This window comes from Burkholderia sp. Nafp2/4-1b, assembly GCF_003635165.1.
In the GTDB taxonomy this organism is placed as follows: domain Bacteria; phylum Pseudomonadota; class Gammaproteobacteria; order Burkholderiales; family Burkholderiaceae; genus Burkholderia.
The window spans coordinates 89,994-106,330 of the sequence record NZ_ML058607.1; the positions used below are offsets into that span (position 1 = coordinate 89,994).

Consider the following 16,337-nt stretch of genomic DNA (forward strand, 5'->3'; position numbering starts at 1 on the left):
GTCAGAACGTATAGACCAGCGTCGTTCCGATCACGTCATTGCTTTTCCGCCACGAGCCGTCGGCGCGCTGGAACACGTTCTTGTTTGCCCAGTCATGACGGTATTCGACCTTGATCGTGTAGTTCACGGCCGGATAGAACATCAGATCGAACGCGACGTCCTGCCGGTTGGCCCCGCGACATTCGAGCCCGTTGTTGCTCGACGCGGCCAGACAGGACGGGTCGATGCCGAAGCCGTTCAGGCCGTCGGTTCCGGCCGAGGCCATGCCCGACAACGCACTGCCGCCGACATAAGTATTCCCGCCACCGCCACCGTTGCGGCTGTTGTTCAGATAATCCCAGCGCAGCGCGACGCCCATCAGCCCGATCGTCGGCAGGTGCCATTTGCGCGTGTACAGCATCGAAAGCCCCCACCACGTCGCATCCTGTCCGTTCCATGCTGCATGCTTCTGCTTGCCGACGTCGAATTCCGCGTTGAACGTCGTGTCCGCGACCGAGTAGGTCGCATCGATGTCCATGAACATGTAGGTCGAAAACGGCGACGCGGCCGTGCAGTTGTAGCCGAACCCTCCCGACGTGCACTCCCCGCCGGCATTGCCCGAATAGATCGCCTGCCGGCCGATTGCACCCGCCCAGCCCACGTCCCAGGCCCCCTTGCTGCGATCGATCCGCCAGTTGATCATCGGCGTGAGACTCGTATGCACGCGTCCGCTCGAATCGGATGCAATCGCCGCGTGCGTCAGGTTCTGCGCATTGCCGACGATCACCTTCCAGGTGTAATCGCCCTTGGACCCGTTGTATCCGGCGCCGACGAAATAGCCGGGAATGCTGAAGTCGTACAGGAGGTTGTGCGTCAGCGTAGGCAGCAGGTTGGATTGCTGCGATTCGTAGCCCGCGACGCTGGGCATGAGGCCGAACAGAAACTGGTTCGTGTCGTCGTGCGGGATCGTCACGAAGGCCGTATTGAAGATGTTGTTGCCCCTGGCGCCGTCGAGCGTCGTATTGCCGGCGCCCCGGTTGGGCTGAATCTGGATTTCGGCCGAAGGCGCGGTGGGCCCGACGCCGAACGTCTTCTTGATGTCGAGGTACACGTCGCCCATGTTGCCGCCATAGTACGTATACCCGCTGTTGTGATCGAGAAACGAAACGCCGCCGCTGCGCGCGTTCCGGTTGTACAGATACATCGGGTCCAGATAGCCGGTGATCGACAGGCCGGCGGTCGGCCCCTCGCTCGCCGCCGTGCTCAGCGTCTCGACCTGCAGATTCTGTCTGGCCACCTGCTGCTTGAGATCGGCGAATTCCGCCTCCGAAACGCCCGGACTCGCGCTCCCCGACTTCACCGGCGCATCCTTCGCGGACCGCTCCAGACTGTCCACCTTTCTTTGCAATACCTGCAATTGCGCCTTCAGCTCGTCGACGACCGCATCCGCGTGGGAAACCGCCGGCACGCAAGCCACCAGCAACGCTCCAATCCGCCTTTTCATCTCGTGTCTCCTCACCCTGCCAATTATTTCGTTATGCAAATCAATAAGCCTGGCATTCATCGCGTGCGACGCCGCCATGCGGCGTCGCTTCCGCCTATCGGCCGGCCTTCAGCTCGAGGTAATCCCGATTGATCTGACGCATCAGGGAGATCGGCAACGGCTTCTCGAGCGTCACCCGCTTCATATCCTCCGGCGGCGGAAAGATGGCCGGATCATTCATGATCTTCGGATCGATCAGCGGGCGCGCCGCGCTGACCGAGGTCGGGTACTTGAGCTCATTGGTCTGCATGGCCGATACATCCGCGCGCAACATGAAATCGATGAACTTCATCGCGTTTTCCTTGTGCGGCGCCCCCGCGGGAATGGCGAACATGTCGACCCAGAGCGGCGCACCCTCCTTCGGAATGACGAAGGTCAGATCGAATTTCCGTCCGGCCGCCTTCGCCTGGAGCTTCGCCGTTTGCGCGTCGCCGGAATATGCCACGGCGGCGCACACGTCTCCGCCCGCAAGATCCGCGATATAGCTGGACGAGCTGAACTGTGTGACGTACGGGCGAATCGCCTTGAGCTTTTCCAACGCGGTCTTGAAGTCCTTCGGATCCTGCGTATCGGGATTGAGCTTCGCTCCGAACAACGCATCCTGGAAAGTCTCGCCGCCGTTGTCCTGCAGCGAGATCCCGCACGACTTCAGCTTGCCGGCCCACTTCGGGTCGAACAGCATGTCCCAGCTGTTCAGCGGAGCGTCCGTGCCAGCGCGCTTCCTGACCTCGGTCAGGTTGTAGGCCAATCCCGTGATGCCCCACACGTACGGCACGCCATATTCGCCCTTGGGATCGTTGACCTTGATCAGATTCACGATCTGAGGATCGAGATTCTTTAGATTCGGCAACTTCGTCAGGTCCAGCCGCGCGAACAGGCCGGCCTCCTTTTCCTTCGCGAAATAGTTGTTGCTCGGCACGACAATATCGTAGTCGGACCGCCCCGCGAGCAGCTTGGTCATCAGCGTGTCGTCGGTGTCGTAGACGTCGTACGTCACCTTGATGCCCGTTTCCTTCTCGAACTTGTCGACGGTGCCCGGCGCGATGTTCTCCGAAAAGTTGTAGACATGGAGTACTTTGGCGTCGTCGGCATGCGCCACCGTGCAGCAGATCGCCGCCGTGATTGCGCACGAAACCGCCGCGCGGATCGCCTTCAGACTGGATTGAGTAAACATGGCTGTTGCACCTATCGAAGATGTGAAGGGTTCGCCTGCGACACGAGGCGGCCGGCCACCTTGAATCGGATCCGCGTTGCATTGCCGGGGAGATAGGAAAGCGGCACATCCTCCTGCTCGAGGATCTCGACCGTGGCCGGATCGGCGCCCGCGTGAACGGCAGCCCGGATCGCTTCCTCGCGCAAGGATGCCAGCGTCTCGTCGCGGCTGTCGTCGCGCATCGTCACGATGCGATCCACCTCGCCGCTGACGTCGCCGATCGCTACGCCGATCGCGTTGGCCGCGCCGAAGTTGGCCGGCCGGATGACTTCGTCGGCACCATCGATGCGGTCGGGAAACAACGCGCTTCCGCCGCCGACCAGGATGACCGGCAACGGCGCACCGCTGGTCCTGATGCGTTCGACACCGCCCGCCAGTTGCCGCAGCACTGTATCGAAAGCGACCCGGCAAAAGCCGGCCGACACGTCGGGCACACGATCGCCGATGCAAAGCCCCGTGCCGAGAACCGACGCGACGTCGGTCAACGTCAGCGTCGATCCGCCGAACACCATCGCTTCGCTCGTCAGACGATAGCCGACGCTTTGCGGGCCAATCACTGGCGCGCCGTCCGGACCGCGCGCGATCACGGTACCGCCGCCGATTCCCAGCGAAATGATGTCCGGCATCCTGAAGTTCGTCCGCACGCCGCCGATGTCGACGGCGAGTGCGGACTGGCGCGGGAACCCCTTCATCAACATCCCGATGTCCGCGGTCGTGCCGCCAACGTCGATGACGATCGCGTCCTTGCGCCCCGACAGAAACGCCGCGCCCTTCAGCGAATTGGTCGGTCCGCACCCGATCGTGAGCACTGGGAACGCACGGGCGACCTCGGCCAGCATCAGCGTGCCGTCGTTCTGTCCGATCATCGCGCGTGCATGGTCGAGCCGCGTCGCCTTGAGCGCGTTGCCGAAACCGGTAATGACGTCCTCGATCACGTCGCCCAGCGCGGCATTCAGGATCGATGCGTTCTCGCGCGGCAGAAAGCCCACCGATCCGATCCGGTGCGAAAGCGTGACGGGAATGGCGCCGAGCTCGTCCCGCACCCACTGCTCGACCACGCATTCCTGTTCGGGATTGATGTTGGAAAACACGCCGCACACGGCAATCGCGTCGACGCTGCCGCGCCATTGGCGAACGGTGTTCCGGATCTCGCTCTCGACGAGCTTGCTGAGGAGGCGGCCGTCGTATTCGTAACCGCCGCCCACGATGCGCCATTCCAAACCGACCGCCGCCGCAAGTTCGCGCGGCCAGTTGGCCAGCGGCGGCACGGACGCTGACGAGGGGCCGGCCAGCCGGAGCAGGCCGACGCGCTGCAGCCGTTTGCGCTCGACGATCGCATTGGTGCAATGCGTGGTGCCGAGCATCGCCAGCCCGATCTCGTCGCGCGCAATGCCGGTATCCGACAGCAACTGCTCGATGGCGGTGCGCACGCCGCCGAACACGTCGACGGTCGTCGGCACCTTTGCCGTCGCGATGCAGGTCAGGTTTTCATTCAGGATCGCGGCGTCCGTATTCGTCCCGCCGACGTCGATTCCGATTCGATAGACGGTCATGCGCGCCTCCTTGCGATCGATTCGACCGGCTCGTAGTCCACTTCGTAGCCGAAATACCGGGGGCCGGTCGTCCGGACGCCCTCCTCGGTGCGCCACTGGTCGTGACACGGGCAGGCGAGTAGCGCGACACGCATGCCGTACGTCAGCGTTTCGGTCGGAATCGCGTGCCCGGTTTCATGATCGACGAGCGTGATCAGATCGGGCGTGGTCGCCAGGACGCCTTGCGCATCCCGCGCGACCAGAAACTCGTTCTGGAAATTCACGGTCACGCTGCGTCCGATGTCCTGCTCGATGCCCGCGATCGTCATCGAGCCGCGCGTGAATCCGCCCATCGTGCGACGCTTCAGGTCGACGATCTTCCCTTCGATCAGCAGGTAGCCGTTCAGCGCGTCGACCAGATCGGTCACGACGTTGCCGGTCTGACGGTCGCCGGCCCGCGAGATCAGCCGGCCGATCTCCTCGGCCAGCGTGACCGTGCCCGGTATCGCGCACCGGCGCACTTCCTCGCCGGTCAGCGGGAAATCGCAAGCCGTTGCGTTCGCGCCCATTGCATCCACCAGCGGACGGCAGAGGCGCTCCCCCCACTCGCCGTCGCACGGATGCACGGTCGCGCGATTGCCGCGCTCGTCGGCAAACGTGGCGATGCGCGCTGCCAGGCCATGCAGATGAAACGACACCATCTGGTATTCCGGAAAGGCGCGCCCCATCGCATCCGCGTCGACCACCGGCAGCCGGCGACGCGCGGCCAGAATGAGCGGCACCAGCGAATTGCCGCCGCCGATCTCGACGGGCATCGTCGCGAACGCCCGCTTGCCGAGCGCGACCTGCATATCGTCGAACACGATGTCCAGCTCCCGCCCGGACGGCAATTTTTCGATCGACACCGCGGGCGCGCCCATCATCGATGTCGGCAGGATCAGCGCGCTGGCCGGCACCTCGTTCACGTCCAGCAGTTCGATCGGGCCATTGCGGCGCATTTCGTCCAGCGCGATGTAGAGCCCGATCGCCGTATCGCCGCCGCCGCCGGTGCCCAGGACCGCAGCGCCTAGTGCGATGTTTCTGACCGCGTCTTCGTTAAGCAGCCGCATGCCTGCCCCCTGCCGCGGCGCCCGGCAGACTGCCCGGTCCATTTGTCCGTCGTTCCATGTCTTGAGTGCCCCTTTGGTTCTCGGGTTGAATCGCCACGCCGGATGCAAAGCGCATCCGGCAGCGTGGTACCGAGAATCGGGCGCCAAATTCGGAGGGTCATTAGACAAGATACGCAACGGGATGCGGGGCGTTTATCCCGGCGGGATAACGGGGCAGTCGCGCAGCGCAGCCTTGCGGGGCGAAACCGCGTCAGCCGGCGCTGCGCGACAGCTTCAGCGCGAAGTGCAGCGCGAACTGGGCGCCGTCCCGGATGGGCACGCAACCGACGATCTGCTCGATCTTGTCCAGTCGGTATTTGAGCGTCTTCGGGTGAATGCCGAGGCGATGGGCCGCCAGTTTATGCGACTGGCCCGCATCGAAGAAGGTTTCCAGCGTGCGCACGAGTTCGCTATCCTGCGCCCGGTCGTGACTCGCGAGCGCACCGACCATGCCGTCGATCCAGCGTCGCGCGGCCGGCTGCGATGCGATCTGGCGGAACAACACGTCGAGCGCGACGTCGTCGTACGCAACCGGGCCTTCGGCCAGCGCGGCGGCATCGAGCGCCAATACCGCCTGGGCATCCAGCACGCTGCGATAGAGGTCCAACGCGGAATCGACCGGCGCGCCGCATGCGATCCGCCAGGTCTCGCGGCCGGTATCCGCGAGGCGCTCCCAGATCCGGCGAAGCCGCATGTCGATCGCCTGCCGCACGCCGCCGGCCGACGCGCCGCGCGGAATCGACGGCAACCAGAGCAAGCGAGCGTCCCACTCGAACACCAGCGGCTTCGATTCGATTGCATAGATTGCACGCCAGATCGCCCGGCCTCTTGCCTCAAGCGGCGTCGACGCATCGCACGATGGCCGCGCGGGCTCGAACAGAACCGCGACGCTCAGCGACGACTGATCGAGCGACTTCGCCAGCGCCAGCGCATTCGCCCGGTCGACGTCGCCCGCGGCGAGATGCACGAGCCAGTCCCTGAACGGTTCGGCGTAGGCCTCGTCGGCCACGCGCTGTTTCGTCAGTTCCAGCGTGAGAAGTGCCGCCGCCTGTTCCATCGTCGCGACTTCCAGCGGACTGGGCTCCTGGCCGTCGGGCACGTTCACGATCAGGTAACCGTCGACCGGCGTATCGGGCCGGCGGCCGAGGGCAACCATCCAAGCAGCCTTCCTGACGACGGTCCGGGTCGGGACAATGGATGCCGGCAGATTGGCGGCGATGTCGGCGGCGCTCCAATCGTCCGACGCCGCATAGAGCACGCCGCGATCGTCCAGCACGGCAACCGAGCGTCGCAGAACACGCGCGAGCAAGGACACGAGCGTATTCAATCCGCCGCCATTCAGCATTTCCGTCAGCAATTGCTGCTGAATCGCGCCGGCCTCGCGCGCGACGTAACCGTCCTCACGCTGAACGGCGCAAATGAGCGGGGTAAGGATCTCCGCGTAATCGACGCTGAGCGGAAGTTCGAACAGTGGCAGTGAGAGTTCGTCCGCCATCCGCAATACCGCCGGCTGCAACGGATCGATCAGCCCGGCCTGAAACACAAGTGCCGCACAACCGCCGCGGCTCAATTGCCTGATCAGCGCGAGTTGCCGATTCGTGTCACTTCCGGTAAAGCTCAGTGTCGTCAAGAACAGATGATTGCGAATGTCCCACTCTTCTTCGTACTCGGTGACCGTCTCGAGCACATTCACATGATTCACCACATTCGACTGGCCGCCCTTGCCGGCGATCAGGCGTGCCTCCTTCATCCCGCCGATGCGGGACGCCTCGTCGACCGTCATTCCCATACCGTTTCCCGTGTACTCCGGCGTCGACTGCCACTTCGTTCGGACAGCCGGTTCTACGCCGCGAAGTGCGGGATGATACTCAGCCAATACGGGTTTGGGGAGCCTTGGATTTCGAGGACTGGGAAGCGGGGCTGGGCGCGGCATGCCGGCGCGAGCGATATTGATGTCCAGCGTGATGTCTGTCGCTGCCAGCAACCCGCCCCGACGACCTGCGCCTGGATCGCAGTAGAGCTTTCGCCATGGTCATCGAAGCGCTGCTTGCGAAGGGAAAGCACCGTGCAAACTGTGGAGAAATTCATGAAACTTCCGCCTGGAAGTTTTATGAATTTCTCCACAAAAGTGGCCGGAATACCCGGGAATCCATGACTGGCGGAAGGCAGCCGGAGGCAAAGGCGAAGCGGCCGGGAAGCTGTCGGGAAACGACCGGAAGGCGGTCGGGCAGCAACCGAGCAGCGGCCGGGGAGTAGCCGGGAAGCGGCTGGGACGTGGCCGGGAGACGGCCGAGGATCGGCCAAACCGCCCGGAAACCGGGCGCACTCGTACACACGCGTGTGGCCGTCAGAAACCGTGATTCCGTGCGGTGGGGCGTCCGTCACCGGCACGTCGGCGCGCACGCCGGCTTGCGCCGGCACGGCGTGAAGGAGACCGGATCACACACCCGTCACGCCGCCAGCCTGAACACCGACACGGCGGCCCGCAAGCGCGCCGCCTGCTCGTCCAGCGACGACGCGGCAGCGGCAGCCTGCTCGACGAGCGCGGCGTTCTGCTGCGTGACTTCGTCCATCTGCGCGACCGCCAGGCCGATCTGTTCGATGCCGGTGCTCTGCTCGGCCGACGCCGCCGAAATCTCGCCCATGATGTCGGCCACCCGGTCGATCGAGCGCACGATCTCCGTCATGCGCGCGCCGGCCGTCTCGACCAGCCGGCTGCCGCTGCCGACGCGCTCAACCGACGCCTCGATCAACCCCTTGATGTCCTTCGCGGCGGCGGCGCTGCGCTGCGCGAGCGAGCGCACCTCCGACGCCACGACGGCGAACCCGCGCCCTTCCTCGCCGGCGCGCGCGGCTTCGACCGCGGCGTTCAGCGCGAGAATGTTGGTCTGGAACGCGATGCTCTCGATGACGAGGGTAATGTCGGCAATCCGCACCGATCCATCCGAAATCTGCCGCATCGTTTCGACGACTTCCTGCACGGCGGCGCCGCCGAGTTCCGTCGCCTCCTTCGCATGAGTCACGAGCGCGTTCGCCTGACGCGCATTGTCGGCGTTCTGTTTGACCGTCGACGTCATCTGCTCCATGCTCGCGGCCGTTTCCTGCAGCGATGCGGCCTGCTGCTCCGTGCGCTGCGACAGGTCCAGGTTGCCTTGCGCGATCTCGCCGGAGCCGGTGGCGATCGAGTGGGTCGTGGTCTGGATCTCGGCGATGGTCTCGGTCAGCCGCGCCTTCATGTCGCCGAGCGCGACAAGCAGGCTGCCCGGCGCGGCGTGCGCCGTATCGAACTGCACGTCCAGCTCGCCGGCGGCGATGCGGGCCGCGATCTGCGTCGCATGCGCGGGCTCGCCGCCGAGCGTCCGCCTGACGCTGCGCAGCACGCCCCATGCGATGGCCGCGAGCGCCGCGGCGATCACGAGCGTAACGGCACCCAGCACCATCGCAAGCCGCGCAAACGCCGCATTGATGTCGTCGTAGAAGAATCCCGTGCCGATCCACCAGTCCCAGTCGGGAATCGGAACCACGCCCTGGAGCTTCGGCTCCACGTCCGCGTCGGGGCTGCGCTTGATCAGCACGTCGACGAGCGCGAAATGCGCCTGCGCCATCCCGGCGCGGTACGCCTCGCTGTCGGTGAGGCCGCTGGTCGTGCGGTTGCCCTTCGCGCGCGTGCCGATGAACTTCGCATTCGGATGCACGAGGTTGACGCCGTCGGACGTCGTGACCCAGAAGTAGCTCTTCGAATTCGCGTTGAGCGCCGACAGCGCGACCTTCGCCTGCTGTTGGGCCTGCTCCCGCGTGAGCGTGCCGTTCGTCTGCAGCGCGCGATACGAATCGACCAGATGCTCGGCCTTGGTCAGCAGAATGACGATCTCTTCGCGGCGGCTGTCGATCAGCGCGTCGCGCAGCGTGTGCAGCGACAACGCGGCGAGCAATGCGACGCCGAGCAGCGCCGCGGCGACGAGCATCAGCAGTTTCGTGGACAACTTCATGCGAGGGCCTCTCGTTATTAACCGTTCGGTACATATATCGGCCCGGGCGGCCCGCCCTTGAACGGCTCAATATCGGTAATTACCCTCGTTCCGTGCGCTGATCGAACGCGTGACGGGTCGCGACGGGCCCCGGCGGCATCGCGGCCGCGTCCCGTCCCGTCGCGACGATCGACGGATCTGCCGGCGCGGGCGGCTTACAGCCCGAGCTGCGTCGCGAGATGGCCGATGTCCGACACTTCGTAATAGTTGTAGAACGGCGTGCCCGGCTCGTGGCCGCGGTTCACAAACGCCTTGTGCTTGATCCCGAGATCCTCGGCCGTCATCAGGTCGTAGCGCAGGCTCGACGACACGTGCAGCACGTCCTCCGGCTTGCAGCCGAGCTTGTCGAACATGTATTCGAAGCCTTGCATGCGCGGCTTGTACGACTGCGCCTGCTGCGCGGTGAACACCGCATGGAACGGTGCGCCGAGCTTGTCGACGTTGCTCATGATCTGGTCGTCCATTGCGTTCGACAGGATCACCAGCTTGTACTTTTTCGCGAGCCGCGACAGGCCGGCCGGCACGTCCGGATGCGGGCCCCACGTCGGCACCGCGTGATAGAAGCGTTCGGCCTCGGCCTCGTCGAACGTCACGCCGACCCGCGCGCAAGTGCGGCGGATCGAGTTGACGACGACGTCGCGGTACGGCTTCCATGCGCCGAGCACCTCGTCGAGCCGATAGGCGGCAAACGCGCGGACGAATTCCTCCATCGCGACCGGCGACAGCCGGTCCGCGTAGATTTCGCGCGCCGTCTCGGCCATCCGGAAACGGGTCAGCGTGCCGTAGCAGTCGAAGGTGATGAACTTCGGTTCAAACTGGATCATGGTGCGTTCCTGTCGGTGTGAAGCCCCGGCAGGGCCGGGGACGGGCTGGGTTGTACGAAATTGAATCAGGGCAAAAAACCCTGCGCGCATCGTTCGGCGCCGCTCAAAACGCACAATCGCCGCAAGTTGCCCGGCGCGTGCAGCACGATGTGCGGTGCGACCCGGCTGGTGCGGCTGGTGCGGCTGGCGCGGCCGGTGCCGGCCGACCGGCGAGCGGCGCGAAACCGCGCGGCGCCGCCAGCCGGTGCGGGCCATCGGCAAGCGGCAAGCGGCAGCGACACCGTGCCTTCATCGTAGTGACATTCCCACAGCAGGAGCTGGCGGATTGACGGGCCGCGCCGGCACGAACCGCGCGTTCGTTCACGCCGATCGAGCGGGTTTGCGTCGATCGCGCGCAAGCGGCCGGTGCCGCCCGAAAACAGGCGAATCGTCCTATCCGCGCCGCCGGGTCGCTGGCAGAGTCGACCTGTCATTCCCACCCATCCGGAGTCCGGCGTGTCCGACCTCAATCCTTCCCGTACGCTTACCTATCGGCCGTTCGCCGAAACCGACCTGCCGGCCGCGCATCGTCTGTCGGAAGCGGTCAAGTGGCCGCACCGGCTCGACGACTGGCGCTTCGCCTTCCAGCTCGGCAGCGGCTTCGTGGCCGAAGACGAAGCCGGGATCGTCGGCACCGCGCTCGGCTGGCGCTTCGGCGACGCACATGCGTCGCTCGGCATGGTGATCGTGTCGCCCGAGCACCAGGGCCGCGGCATCGGCCGCGAGCTGCTCGCGCGCGTCGTCGACAGCCTCGGCGCGCGCACGATCTTCCTGCACGCGACGCCGTCCGGCGAACCGCTGTACGTCAAATTCGGCTTCGAAGCGATCGGCACGATCGACCAGCACCAGGGCGCGGCGTTCCAGCCGCCGCTGATTTCGCTGCCGCCGGGCGAGCGGCTGCGCCCGCTCGGCACCAACGACGGGCCGCGCCTCGCCGCGCTCGCATCGCGCGCGGCCGGCTACGGACGCGGTGCGGTGATCGAGGCGCTCCTCGACGTCGCGAACGGGATCGCACTCGATCGCGACGGCGAACTGCTCGGCTTCGCGCTGTTCCGCCGCTTCGGCCGCGGCCACGTGATCGGCCCGGTCGTCGCGCCGGACGCGCTGCGCGCACAGGCGCTGATCAGCCACTGGCTCGCGCTGCACGAAGGGATGTTCGTGCGCCTCGACGTGCCGGGCGACAGCGGGCTGTCGGACTGGCTGCAGGGGCTCGGGCTGCCGCGCGTCGACACCGTCGTCGCGATGGCGCGCGGCGCGGCGCCCGCGCGCGATCCGGCGCTGCGCCCGTTCGCGATCGTCAATCAGGCGCTCGGTTGAGCGGCGCGCGATGAGCTTCCTCTACAAGGCTGACCCGGTGCGCGGTGCGCAATGGGCGCAACGCTTCGCGCAGAACGCGCCCGATCTGCCGTTCCGGATCTGGCCGGACCTCGGCGATCCTGAAGCGGTCCGCTATCTCGCCGCATGGCAGCCGCCCGACGATCCCGCCACGCTGCTGCCGAATCTCGAGGTCGTGTTCTCGGTCGGCGCCGGCATCGACCAGTTCGACCTGTCGCGCGTGCCCGCGCACATCCCGGTCGTGCGGATGATCGAGCCGGGCATCGTCGAAGGCATGGTCGAATACGTGACGCAGGCCGTGCTGACGATCCATCGCGACCTGTTCGATTACGCGGGGCAACAACGCGCGCAGGTGTGGCGCGAAAAACCGGTACGCGCGGCCGCGTCGCGGCGCGTCGGCGTGCTCGGGCTCGGTACGCTCGGCCAGGCCGTGCTCGACATGCTGCGGCGCTTCGGTTTCCCGTGCGCCGGCTGGAGCCGCACGCCGCGTACCTTCGACGGCATCGACTGCTACGCGGGCGACGCGGCGCTCGACGCGTTCCTCGCCCGCACCGACATCCTGATCTGCCTGCTGCCGCTCACCGACAGCACGCGCGGGCTGCTCGGCGCGCGCGTGTTCGACGCGCTGCCGGCCGGCGCGTCGCTCGTTCAGGTCGGGCGCGGCCCGCAGCTCGACGACGCCGCGTTGCTCGCGGCGCTCGCGAGCGGCCGGCTCGACAGCGCGATCCTCGACGTGACGGACCCCGAACCGTTGCCGGCCGGCCATCCGTTCTGGATGCATCCGCGCATCCGGATCACGCCGCACATCGCCAGCGCGACGCGCCCCGACACCGCGGTCGACGCCGTGCTCGCGAACCTCGCACGCCATCGCGCGGGGCAGCCGATGGTCGGCGTCGTCGACCGCACGCGCGGCTACTGACCCGACGCGTGCCGCGCCGACGTGCGCACGCGGCCCCGCGGGACGCGCAGCAGAAAATGCCGCAGCGCCCCGCACAAACACCACGTACGTACGTTTCAGGCCGCAATTTGAAGGCGCGTGCGGAATTCTCGCCCGGTAGCATGAACTCACCGCTGACACCTCGACGAGAGTCCCGCCCTGCCATGAACCAAGCCGCGCTGATCGAAGCCGATCGTCAACACCTGATCCACCCCGTCGTCAATTACCGTGCGCACGAGGCGCGCGGCGTCACCGTGCTCGAATCCGCGGACGGCGTGTTCCTGCGTGATGGCGACGGCCACACGCTGCTCGATGCGTTCTCCGGCCTGTGGTGCGTGAACGTGGGCTACGGCCGCGACAGCATCGTGAAGGCCGCCGCCGACCAGATGGCGAAGCTGCCGTACGCGACCGGCTATTTCCATTTCGGGTCGCAGCCGGCGATCGAGCTCGCCGAGCGCCTTGCCGCGCTCGCGCCGCCGTCGCTGAACCGCGTGTACTTCACGCTCGGCGGCTCGGACGCGATCGATTCCGCGGTGCGCTTCATCACGCACTATTTCAACGCGACCGGCCGCCCGTCGAAAAAGCAGATGATCGCGCTCGAACGCGGCTACCACGGTTCGTCGTCGATCGGTGCCGGCCTCACCGCACTGCCCGCGTTCCACCGCCATTTCGACCTGCCGCGCGCGGACCAGCACCATATTCCGTCGCCGTACCCGTACCGCCATCCGCTCGGCGACGATCCGCAGGCGCTGATCGCCGCATCCGTCGCCGCGCTCGAAGCGAAGGTCGCCGAGCTCGGCGCGGACAACGTCGCCGCGTTCTTCTGCGAACCCGTGCAGGGTTCCGGCGGCGTGATCGTGCCGCCGGCCGGCTGGCTGAAGGCGATGCGCGACGCGTGCCGGCGCCTCGGCATCCTGTTCGTCGCCGACGAGGTGATCACCGGCTTCGGCCGCACGGGCCCGCTGTTCGCGTGCGAGCGCGAACAGGTCGACCCGGACCTGATGACCGTCGCGAAGGGCCTGACCGCCGGCTATGCGCCGATGGGTGCCGTGCTGATGTCCGACGAGATCTACGAAGGGATCGCGGGCAATCGCGCCGATTCGGCCGTGGTCGGCCACGGCTACACGTATTCCGCGCATCCGGTGAGCGCGGCGATCGGCCTGGAGGTGCTGAAGCTCTATCACGAAGGCGGGCTGCTCGCGAACGGCCAGGCGCTCGCGCCGCACTTCGCGGCGGGGCTCGACGCGCTGCGCGCGCATCCGCTCGTCGGCGACGCGCGTTCGGTCGGCCTGCTCGGCGCGCTCGAACTGGTCGCCGACAAGGCGCACAAGACGCGCTTCGACCCGGCGCTGAACGTGCCCGACAAGATCGCCGCCGCCGCGTACGCGAACGGCGTGGTGTTCCGCGCGTTCGGCGACGGCGTGCTCGGTTTCGCGCCGGCGCTGAGCTTCACCGCGGGCGAGTTCGACCTGATGTTCGAACGCGTGCGCAACACGCTCGACGACGTGCTGGCCGACACGGGCGTGCAGCGCGCGCTCGACGCCGCGCATGCGCAGCCGGCCTGACGGCCAAGGGAAAGCCGGGCTTGTGGCGGCCATCGTTCGACTCTAAAGTAACCGGACATTCCATTTTTTCCGACTCACGTGAACATGACGGACAGCAAGCTGGATCGCATCGACCTGCGCATCCTCTCCCAGTTGCAGAAGCGCGGCCGCATGACCAACGTCGAACTGGCCGATGCGGTCGGGCTGTCGCCCAGCCCGTGCCTGATCCGCGTGAAGCGGCTGGAGAAGGCCGGCTACATCGGCGGCTACGGCGCGCACATCCAGTTGGAAAAGCTCGGCGACGTGCAGGTCGTGTTCACCGAGGTCACGCTGGCCGACCACCGCCGCGAGGACTTCGACCGCTTCGTCGCGGCGATCCGCAACGTCGACGAGATCGTCGAATGCCACCTCGCGAGCGGCGGCTACGACTATCTGCTGAAGTTCATCACGCGCAGCGTGAGCCATTACCAGACGATCGTCGAAGGGCTGCTCGAGCAGAACATCGGCATCGAGAAGTATTTCAGTTACGTGATCATCAAGTCGCCGTTCGTCAAACGGCACTATCCGCTCGAATCGCTGTTCGGCGAACGTCACTAACGCACCGGCGCGGCACCCTGCAACGCGGCAGCACGCTGTCCGCGCGGGGCAGTCGCGCGCCCGCGCCGGGGCCGTTCGCGCCGAATGGCTCATCCAAGGACCTGTCATGCCGCTTACGCTGACCCGCACCGAACTCCTGCGCACCGCCAACCTGATCGACGGCACGTGGCGCGACGCGCTCGACGGCCGCCGCTTCGCCGTCACCGATCCCGCGACGCTCGACATCGTTGCCCACGCACCCGACAGCGGCGCCGCCGACGCGCGCGCCGCCACCGACGCCGCGGCACGCGCGCTGCCCGCGTGGCGCGCGACGCCCGCGCGCGAACGCGCGGCGATCCTGCGCGCATGGCATGCGGCGATCGTCGCGCACACCGACGATCTCGCGAAGCTGATGTCGCGCGAGCAGGGCAAGCCGCTGGCCGAAGCGCGCGGCGAAGTCGCATACGGCGCGTCGTACGTGCTGTGGTTCGCGGAGGAAGCGACGCGCACGTACGGCGACCTGATCCCGCAGCAGCAGCGCGGCAAGCGGCTCAGCGCGGTGAAGGAGCCGATCGGCGTCGTCGCCGCGATCACGCCGTGGAATTTCCCGCTCGCGATGATCGCGCGCAAGATCGCGCCCGCCCTCGCGGCCGGCTGCACCGTCGTCGCGAAGCCGGCCGAGGACACGCCGCTGACCGCCCTCGCACTCGCGTTTCTCGCGCAGGAAGCCGGCGTGCCGGCCGGTGTGCTGAACCTCATCGCAGCATCGCGCGACCGCGGCATCGACGCCGCGGCCGACTGGCTCGCCGACGCCCGCGTGCGCAAGATCACGTTCACCGGATCGACGGCCGTCGGCAAGCTGCTCGCGCGCGAGTCGGCGGCGACGCTGAAGAAGCTGTCGCTCGAGCTCGGCGGCAATGCGCCGTTCATCGTGTTCGACGATGCGGAACTCGATGCGGCGGTCGACGGGCTGATGGCCGCCAAGTTCCGCAATGGCGGGCAGACCTGCGTGTCGCCGAATCGCGTGTACGTGCAGGCCGGCGTCTACGACGCGTTCGCCGCGAAGCTCGCCGCGCGCGTCGCCGCGCTGAAGGTTGCGCCGGCGACCGACCCGGCCGCGCAGATCGGCCCGATGATCAACGCGCGCGCGGTCGACAAGATCGCGCGACACGTCGGCGACGCGCTCGAACGCGGCGCGCGCGTGCTGGCGGGCGGCAAGCGCCTGACCGACCTCGGGCCGAACTACTACGCGCCGACGGTGCTCGCCGACGCCACCGCCGACATGCAGCTGACCTGCGAGGAAACCTTCGGCCCGGTCGCCGCGTTGTTCCGCTTCGACACCGAGGACGAAGCCGTCGACGCCGCGAACGACACGCCGTTCGGGCTCGCCGCGTATTTCTATACGCAGGACGTGCGGCGCATCGCACGGGTGTCCGCGCGGCTCGAAACGGGCATCGTCGGCATCAACGAAGGCGCGCTCGCGAGCGAGGCCGCGCCGTTCGGCGGCGTGAAGGAATCGGGCTACGGGCGCGAAGGCTCGCGCTATGGCCTCGACGACTACCTGTCGATCAAGTACCTGTGCCAGGGTGGGCTGGACTGAAGCGGCGCGCCCGCGCGCCCGATCCCGCCGCGTTCCTCG

Annotated in this window: 13 protein-coding genes; 5 read left to right on the forward strand and 8 right to left on the reverse strand. The window is 66.9% G+C overall.

Annotation, left to right across the window (positions count from 1 at the left end):
* Position 1: 1 nt before the first annotated feature.
* The 8 genes from C7H84_RS18030 to C7H84_RS36430 all read right to left on the reverse strand — a co-directional run bounded on the left by C7H84_RS18030 (position 2) and on the right by C7H84_RS36430 (position 10,665).
* The gene (locus tag C7H84_RS18030; RefSeq protein WP_121860057.1) at positions 2-1,483 is read right to left on the reverse strand and encodes a DUF3138 family protein; all 1,482 of its coding nucleotides are present in this window, start codon (positions 1,481-1,483) and stop codon (positions 2-4) included.
* A gap of 94 nt (positions 1,484-1,577) precedes the next feature.
* Positions 1,578-2,621 (reverse strand): extracellular solute-binding protein, encoded by a 1,044-nt coding sequence (locus C7H84_RS18035; protein ID WP_162999304.1) that lies wholly within the window; start codon positions 2,619-2,621, stop codon positions 1,578-1,580.
* A gap of 86 nt (positions 2,622-2,707) precedes the next feature.
* Entirely contained in the window at positions 2,708-4,288 is a 1,581-nt protein-coding gene (locus tag C7H84_RS18040) for a hydantoinase/oxoprolinase family protein (protein ID WP_121860059.1), read from the reverse strand.
* Positions 4,285-5,376 (reverse strand): DUF917 domain-containing protein, encoded by a 1,092-nt coding sequence (locus tag C7H84_RS18045; protein WP_121860060.1) that lies wholly within the window; start codon positions 5,374-5,376, stop codon positions 4,285-4,287. Before C7H84_RS18045 ends, C7H84_RS18040 begins: the two co-directional genes overlap by 4 nt.
* Before the next feature lie 250 nt (positions 5,377-5,626).
* Positions 5,627-7,399: a PucR family transcriptional regulator gene (locus tag C7H84_RS18050; RefSeq protein WP_121860061.1), complete on the reverse strand. Its 1,773-nt coding sequence runs from the start codon at positions 7,397-7,399 to the stop codon at positions 5,627-5,629.
* 466 nt (positions 7,400-7,865) lie between these two features.
* Positions 7,866-9,404 (reverse strand): methyl-accepting chemotaxis protein, encoded by a 1,539-nt coding sequence (locus C7H84_RS18055; RefSeq protein ID WP_121860062.1) that lies wholly within the window; start codon positions 9,402-9,404, stop codon positions 7,866-7,868.
* 194 nt (positions 9,405-9,598) lie between these two features.
* Complete coding sequence (locus tag C7H84_RS18060; protein WP_121860063.1) at positions 9,599-10,267, reverse strand: haloacid dehalogenase type II; 669 nt, start codon at positions 10,265-10,267, stop codon at positions 9,599-9,601.
* Positions 10,268-10,332: 65 nt separating this feature from the next.
* Positions 10,333-10,665 carry a hypothetical protein gene (locus tag C7H84_RS36430; protein WP_162999305.1) on the reverse strand — a complete coding sequence of 111 codons (333 nt, stop codon included), beginning with the start codon at positions 10,663-10,665 and terminating at the stop codon, positions 10,333-10,335.
* A gap of 97 nt (positions 10,666-10,762) precedes the next feature.
* On the opposite strand from C7H84_RS36430, the gene C7H84_RS18065 reads away from it, so the two are divergent.
* The 5 genes from C7H84_RS18065 (at position 10,763) to C7H84_RS18085 (ending at position 16,298) form a co-directional block, all read left to right on the forward strand.
* A complete protein-coding gene (locus C7H84_RS18065; protein ID WP_121860064.1) occupies positions 10,763-11,623 on the forward strand; it encodes a GNAT family N-acetyltransferase in 861 nt (286 codons plus the stop codon).
* A gap of 10 nt (positions 11,624-11,633) precedes the next feature.
* The gene (locus tag C7H84_RS18070; RefSeq protein WP_121860065.1) at positions 11,634-12,560 is read left to right on the forward strand and encodes a glyoxylate/hydroxypyruvate reductase A; all 927 of its coding nucleotides are present in this window, start codon (positions 11,634-11,636) and stop codon (positions 12,558-12,560) included.
* 182 nt (positions 12,561-12,742) lie between these two features.
* Positions 12,743-14,143 carry an aspartate aminotransferase family protein gene (locus C7H84_RS18075; RefSeq protein WP_121860066.1) on the forward strand — a complete coding sequence of 467 codons (1,401 nt, stop codon included), beginning with the start codon at positions 12,743-12,745 and terminating at the stop codon, positions 14,141-14,143.
* Between the two features lie 84 nt (positions 14,144-14,227).
* The gene (locus tag C7H84_RS18080; RefSeq protein ID WP_006749694.1) at positions 14,228-14,719 is read left to right on the forward strand and encodes a winged helix-turn-helix transcriptional regulator; all 492 of its coding nucleotides are present in this window, start codon (positions 14,228-14,230) and stop codon (positions 14,717-14,719) included.
* A 106-nt stretch (positions 14,720-14,825) separates the two neighbouring features.
* Complete coding sequence (locus C7H84_RS18085) at positions 14,826-16,298, forward strand: NAD-dependent succinate-semialdehyde dehydrogenase (RefSeq protein ID WP_121860067.1); 1,473 nt, start codon at positions 14,826-14,828, stop codon at positions 16,296-16,298.
* The last annotated feature ends 39 nt before the right edge of the window (positions 16,299-16,337 follow it).

What these genes read in the sequence shown, in the direction of transcription:
- C7H84_RS18030 (WP_121860057.1), bottom strand. Translation starts at nt 1,483, where the DNA reads ATGAAAAGGCGGATTGGAGCGTTGCTGGTGGCTTGCGTGCCGGCGGTT.
- C7H84_RS18040 (WP_121860059.1), bottom strand. Translation starts at nt 4,288, where the DNA reads ATGACCGTCTATCGAATCGGAATCGACGTCGGCGGGACGAATACGGAC.
- C7H84_RS18045 (WP_121860060.1), bottom strand. Translation starts at nt 5,376, where the DNA reads ATGCGGCTGCTTAACGAAGACGCGGTCAGAAACATCGCACTAGGCGCT.
- C7H84_RS18055 (WP_121860062.1), bottom strand. Translation starts at nt 9,404, where the DNA reads ATGAAGTTGTCCACGAAACTGCTGATGCTCGTCGCCGCGGCGCTGCTC.
- C7H84_RS18060 (WP_121860063.1), bottom strand. Translation starts at nt 10,267, where the DNA reads ATGATCCAGTTTGAACCGAAGTTCATCACCTTCGACTGCTACGGCACG.
- C7H84_RS18070 (WP_121860065.1), top strand. Translation starts at nt 11,634, where the DNA reads ATGAGCTTCCTCTACAAGGCTGACCCGGTGCGCGGTGCGCAATGGGCG.
- C7H84_RS18075 (WP_121860066.1), top strand. Translation starts at nt 12,743, where the DNA reads ATGAACCAAGCCGCGCTGATCGAAGCCGATCGTCAACACCTGATCCAC.
- C7H84_RS18080 (WP_006749694.1), top strand. Translation starts at nt 14,228, where the DNA reads ATGACGGACAGCAAGCTGGATCGCATCGACCTGCGCATCCTCTCCCAG.
- C7H84_RS18085 (WP_121860067.1), top strand. Translation starts at nt 14,826, where the DNA reads ATGCCGCTTACGCTGACCCGCACCGAACTCCTGCGCACCGCCAACCTG.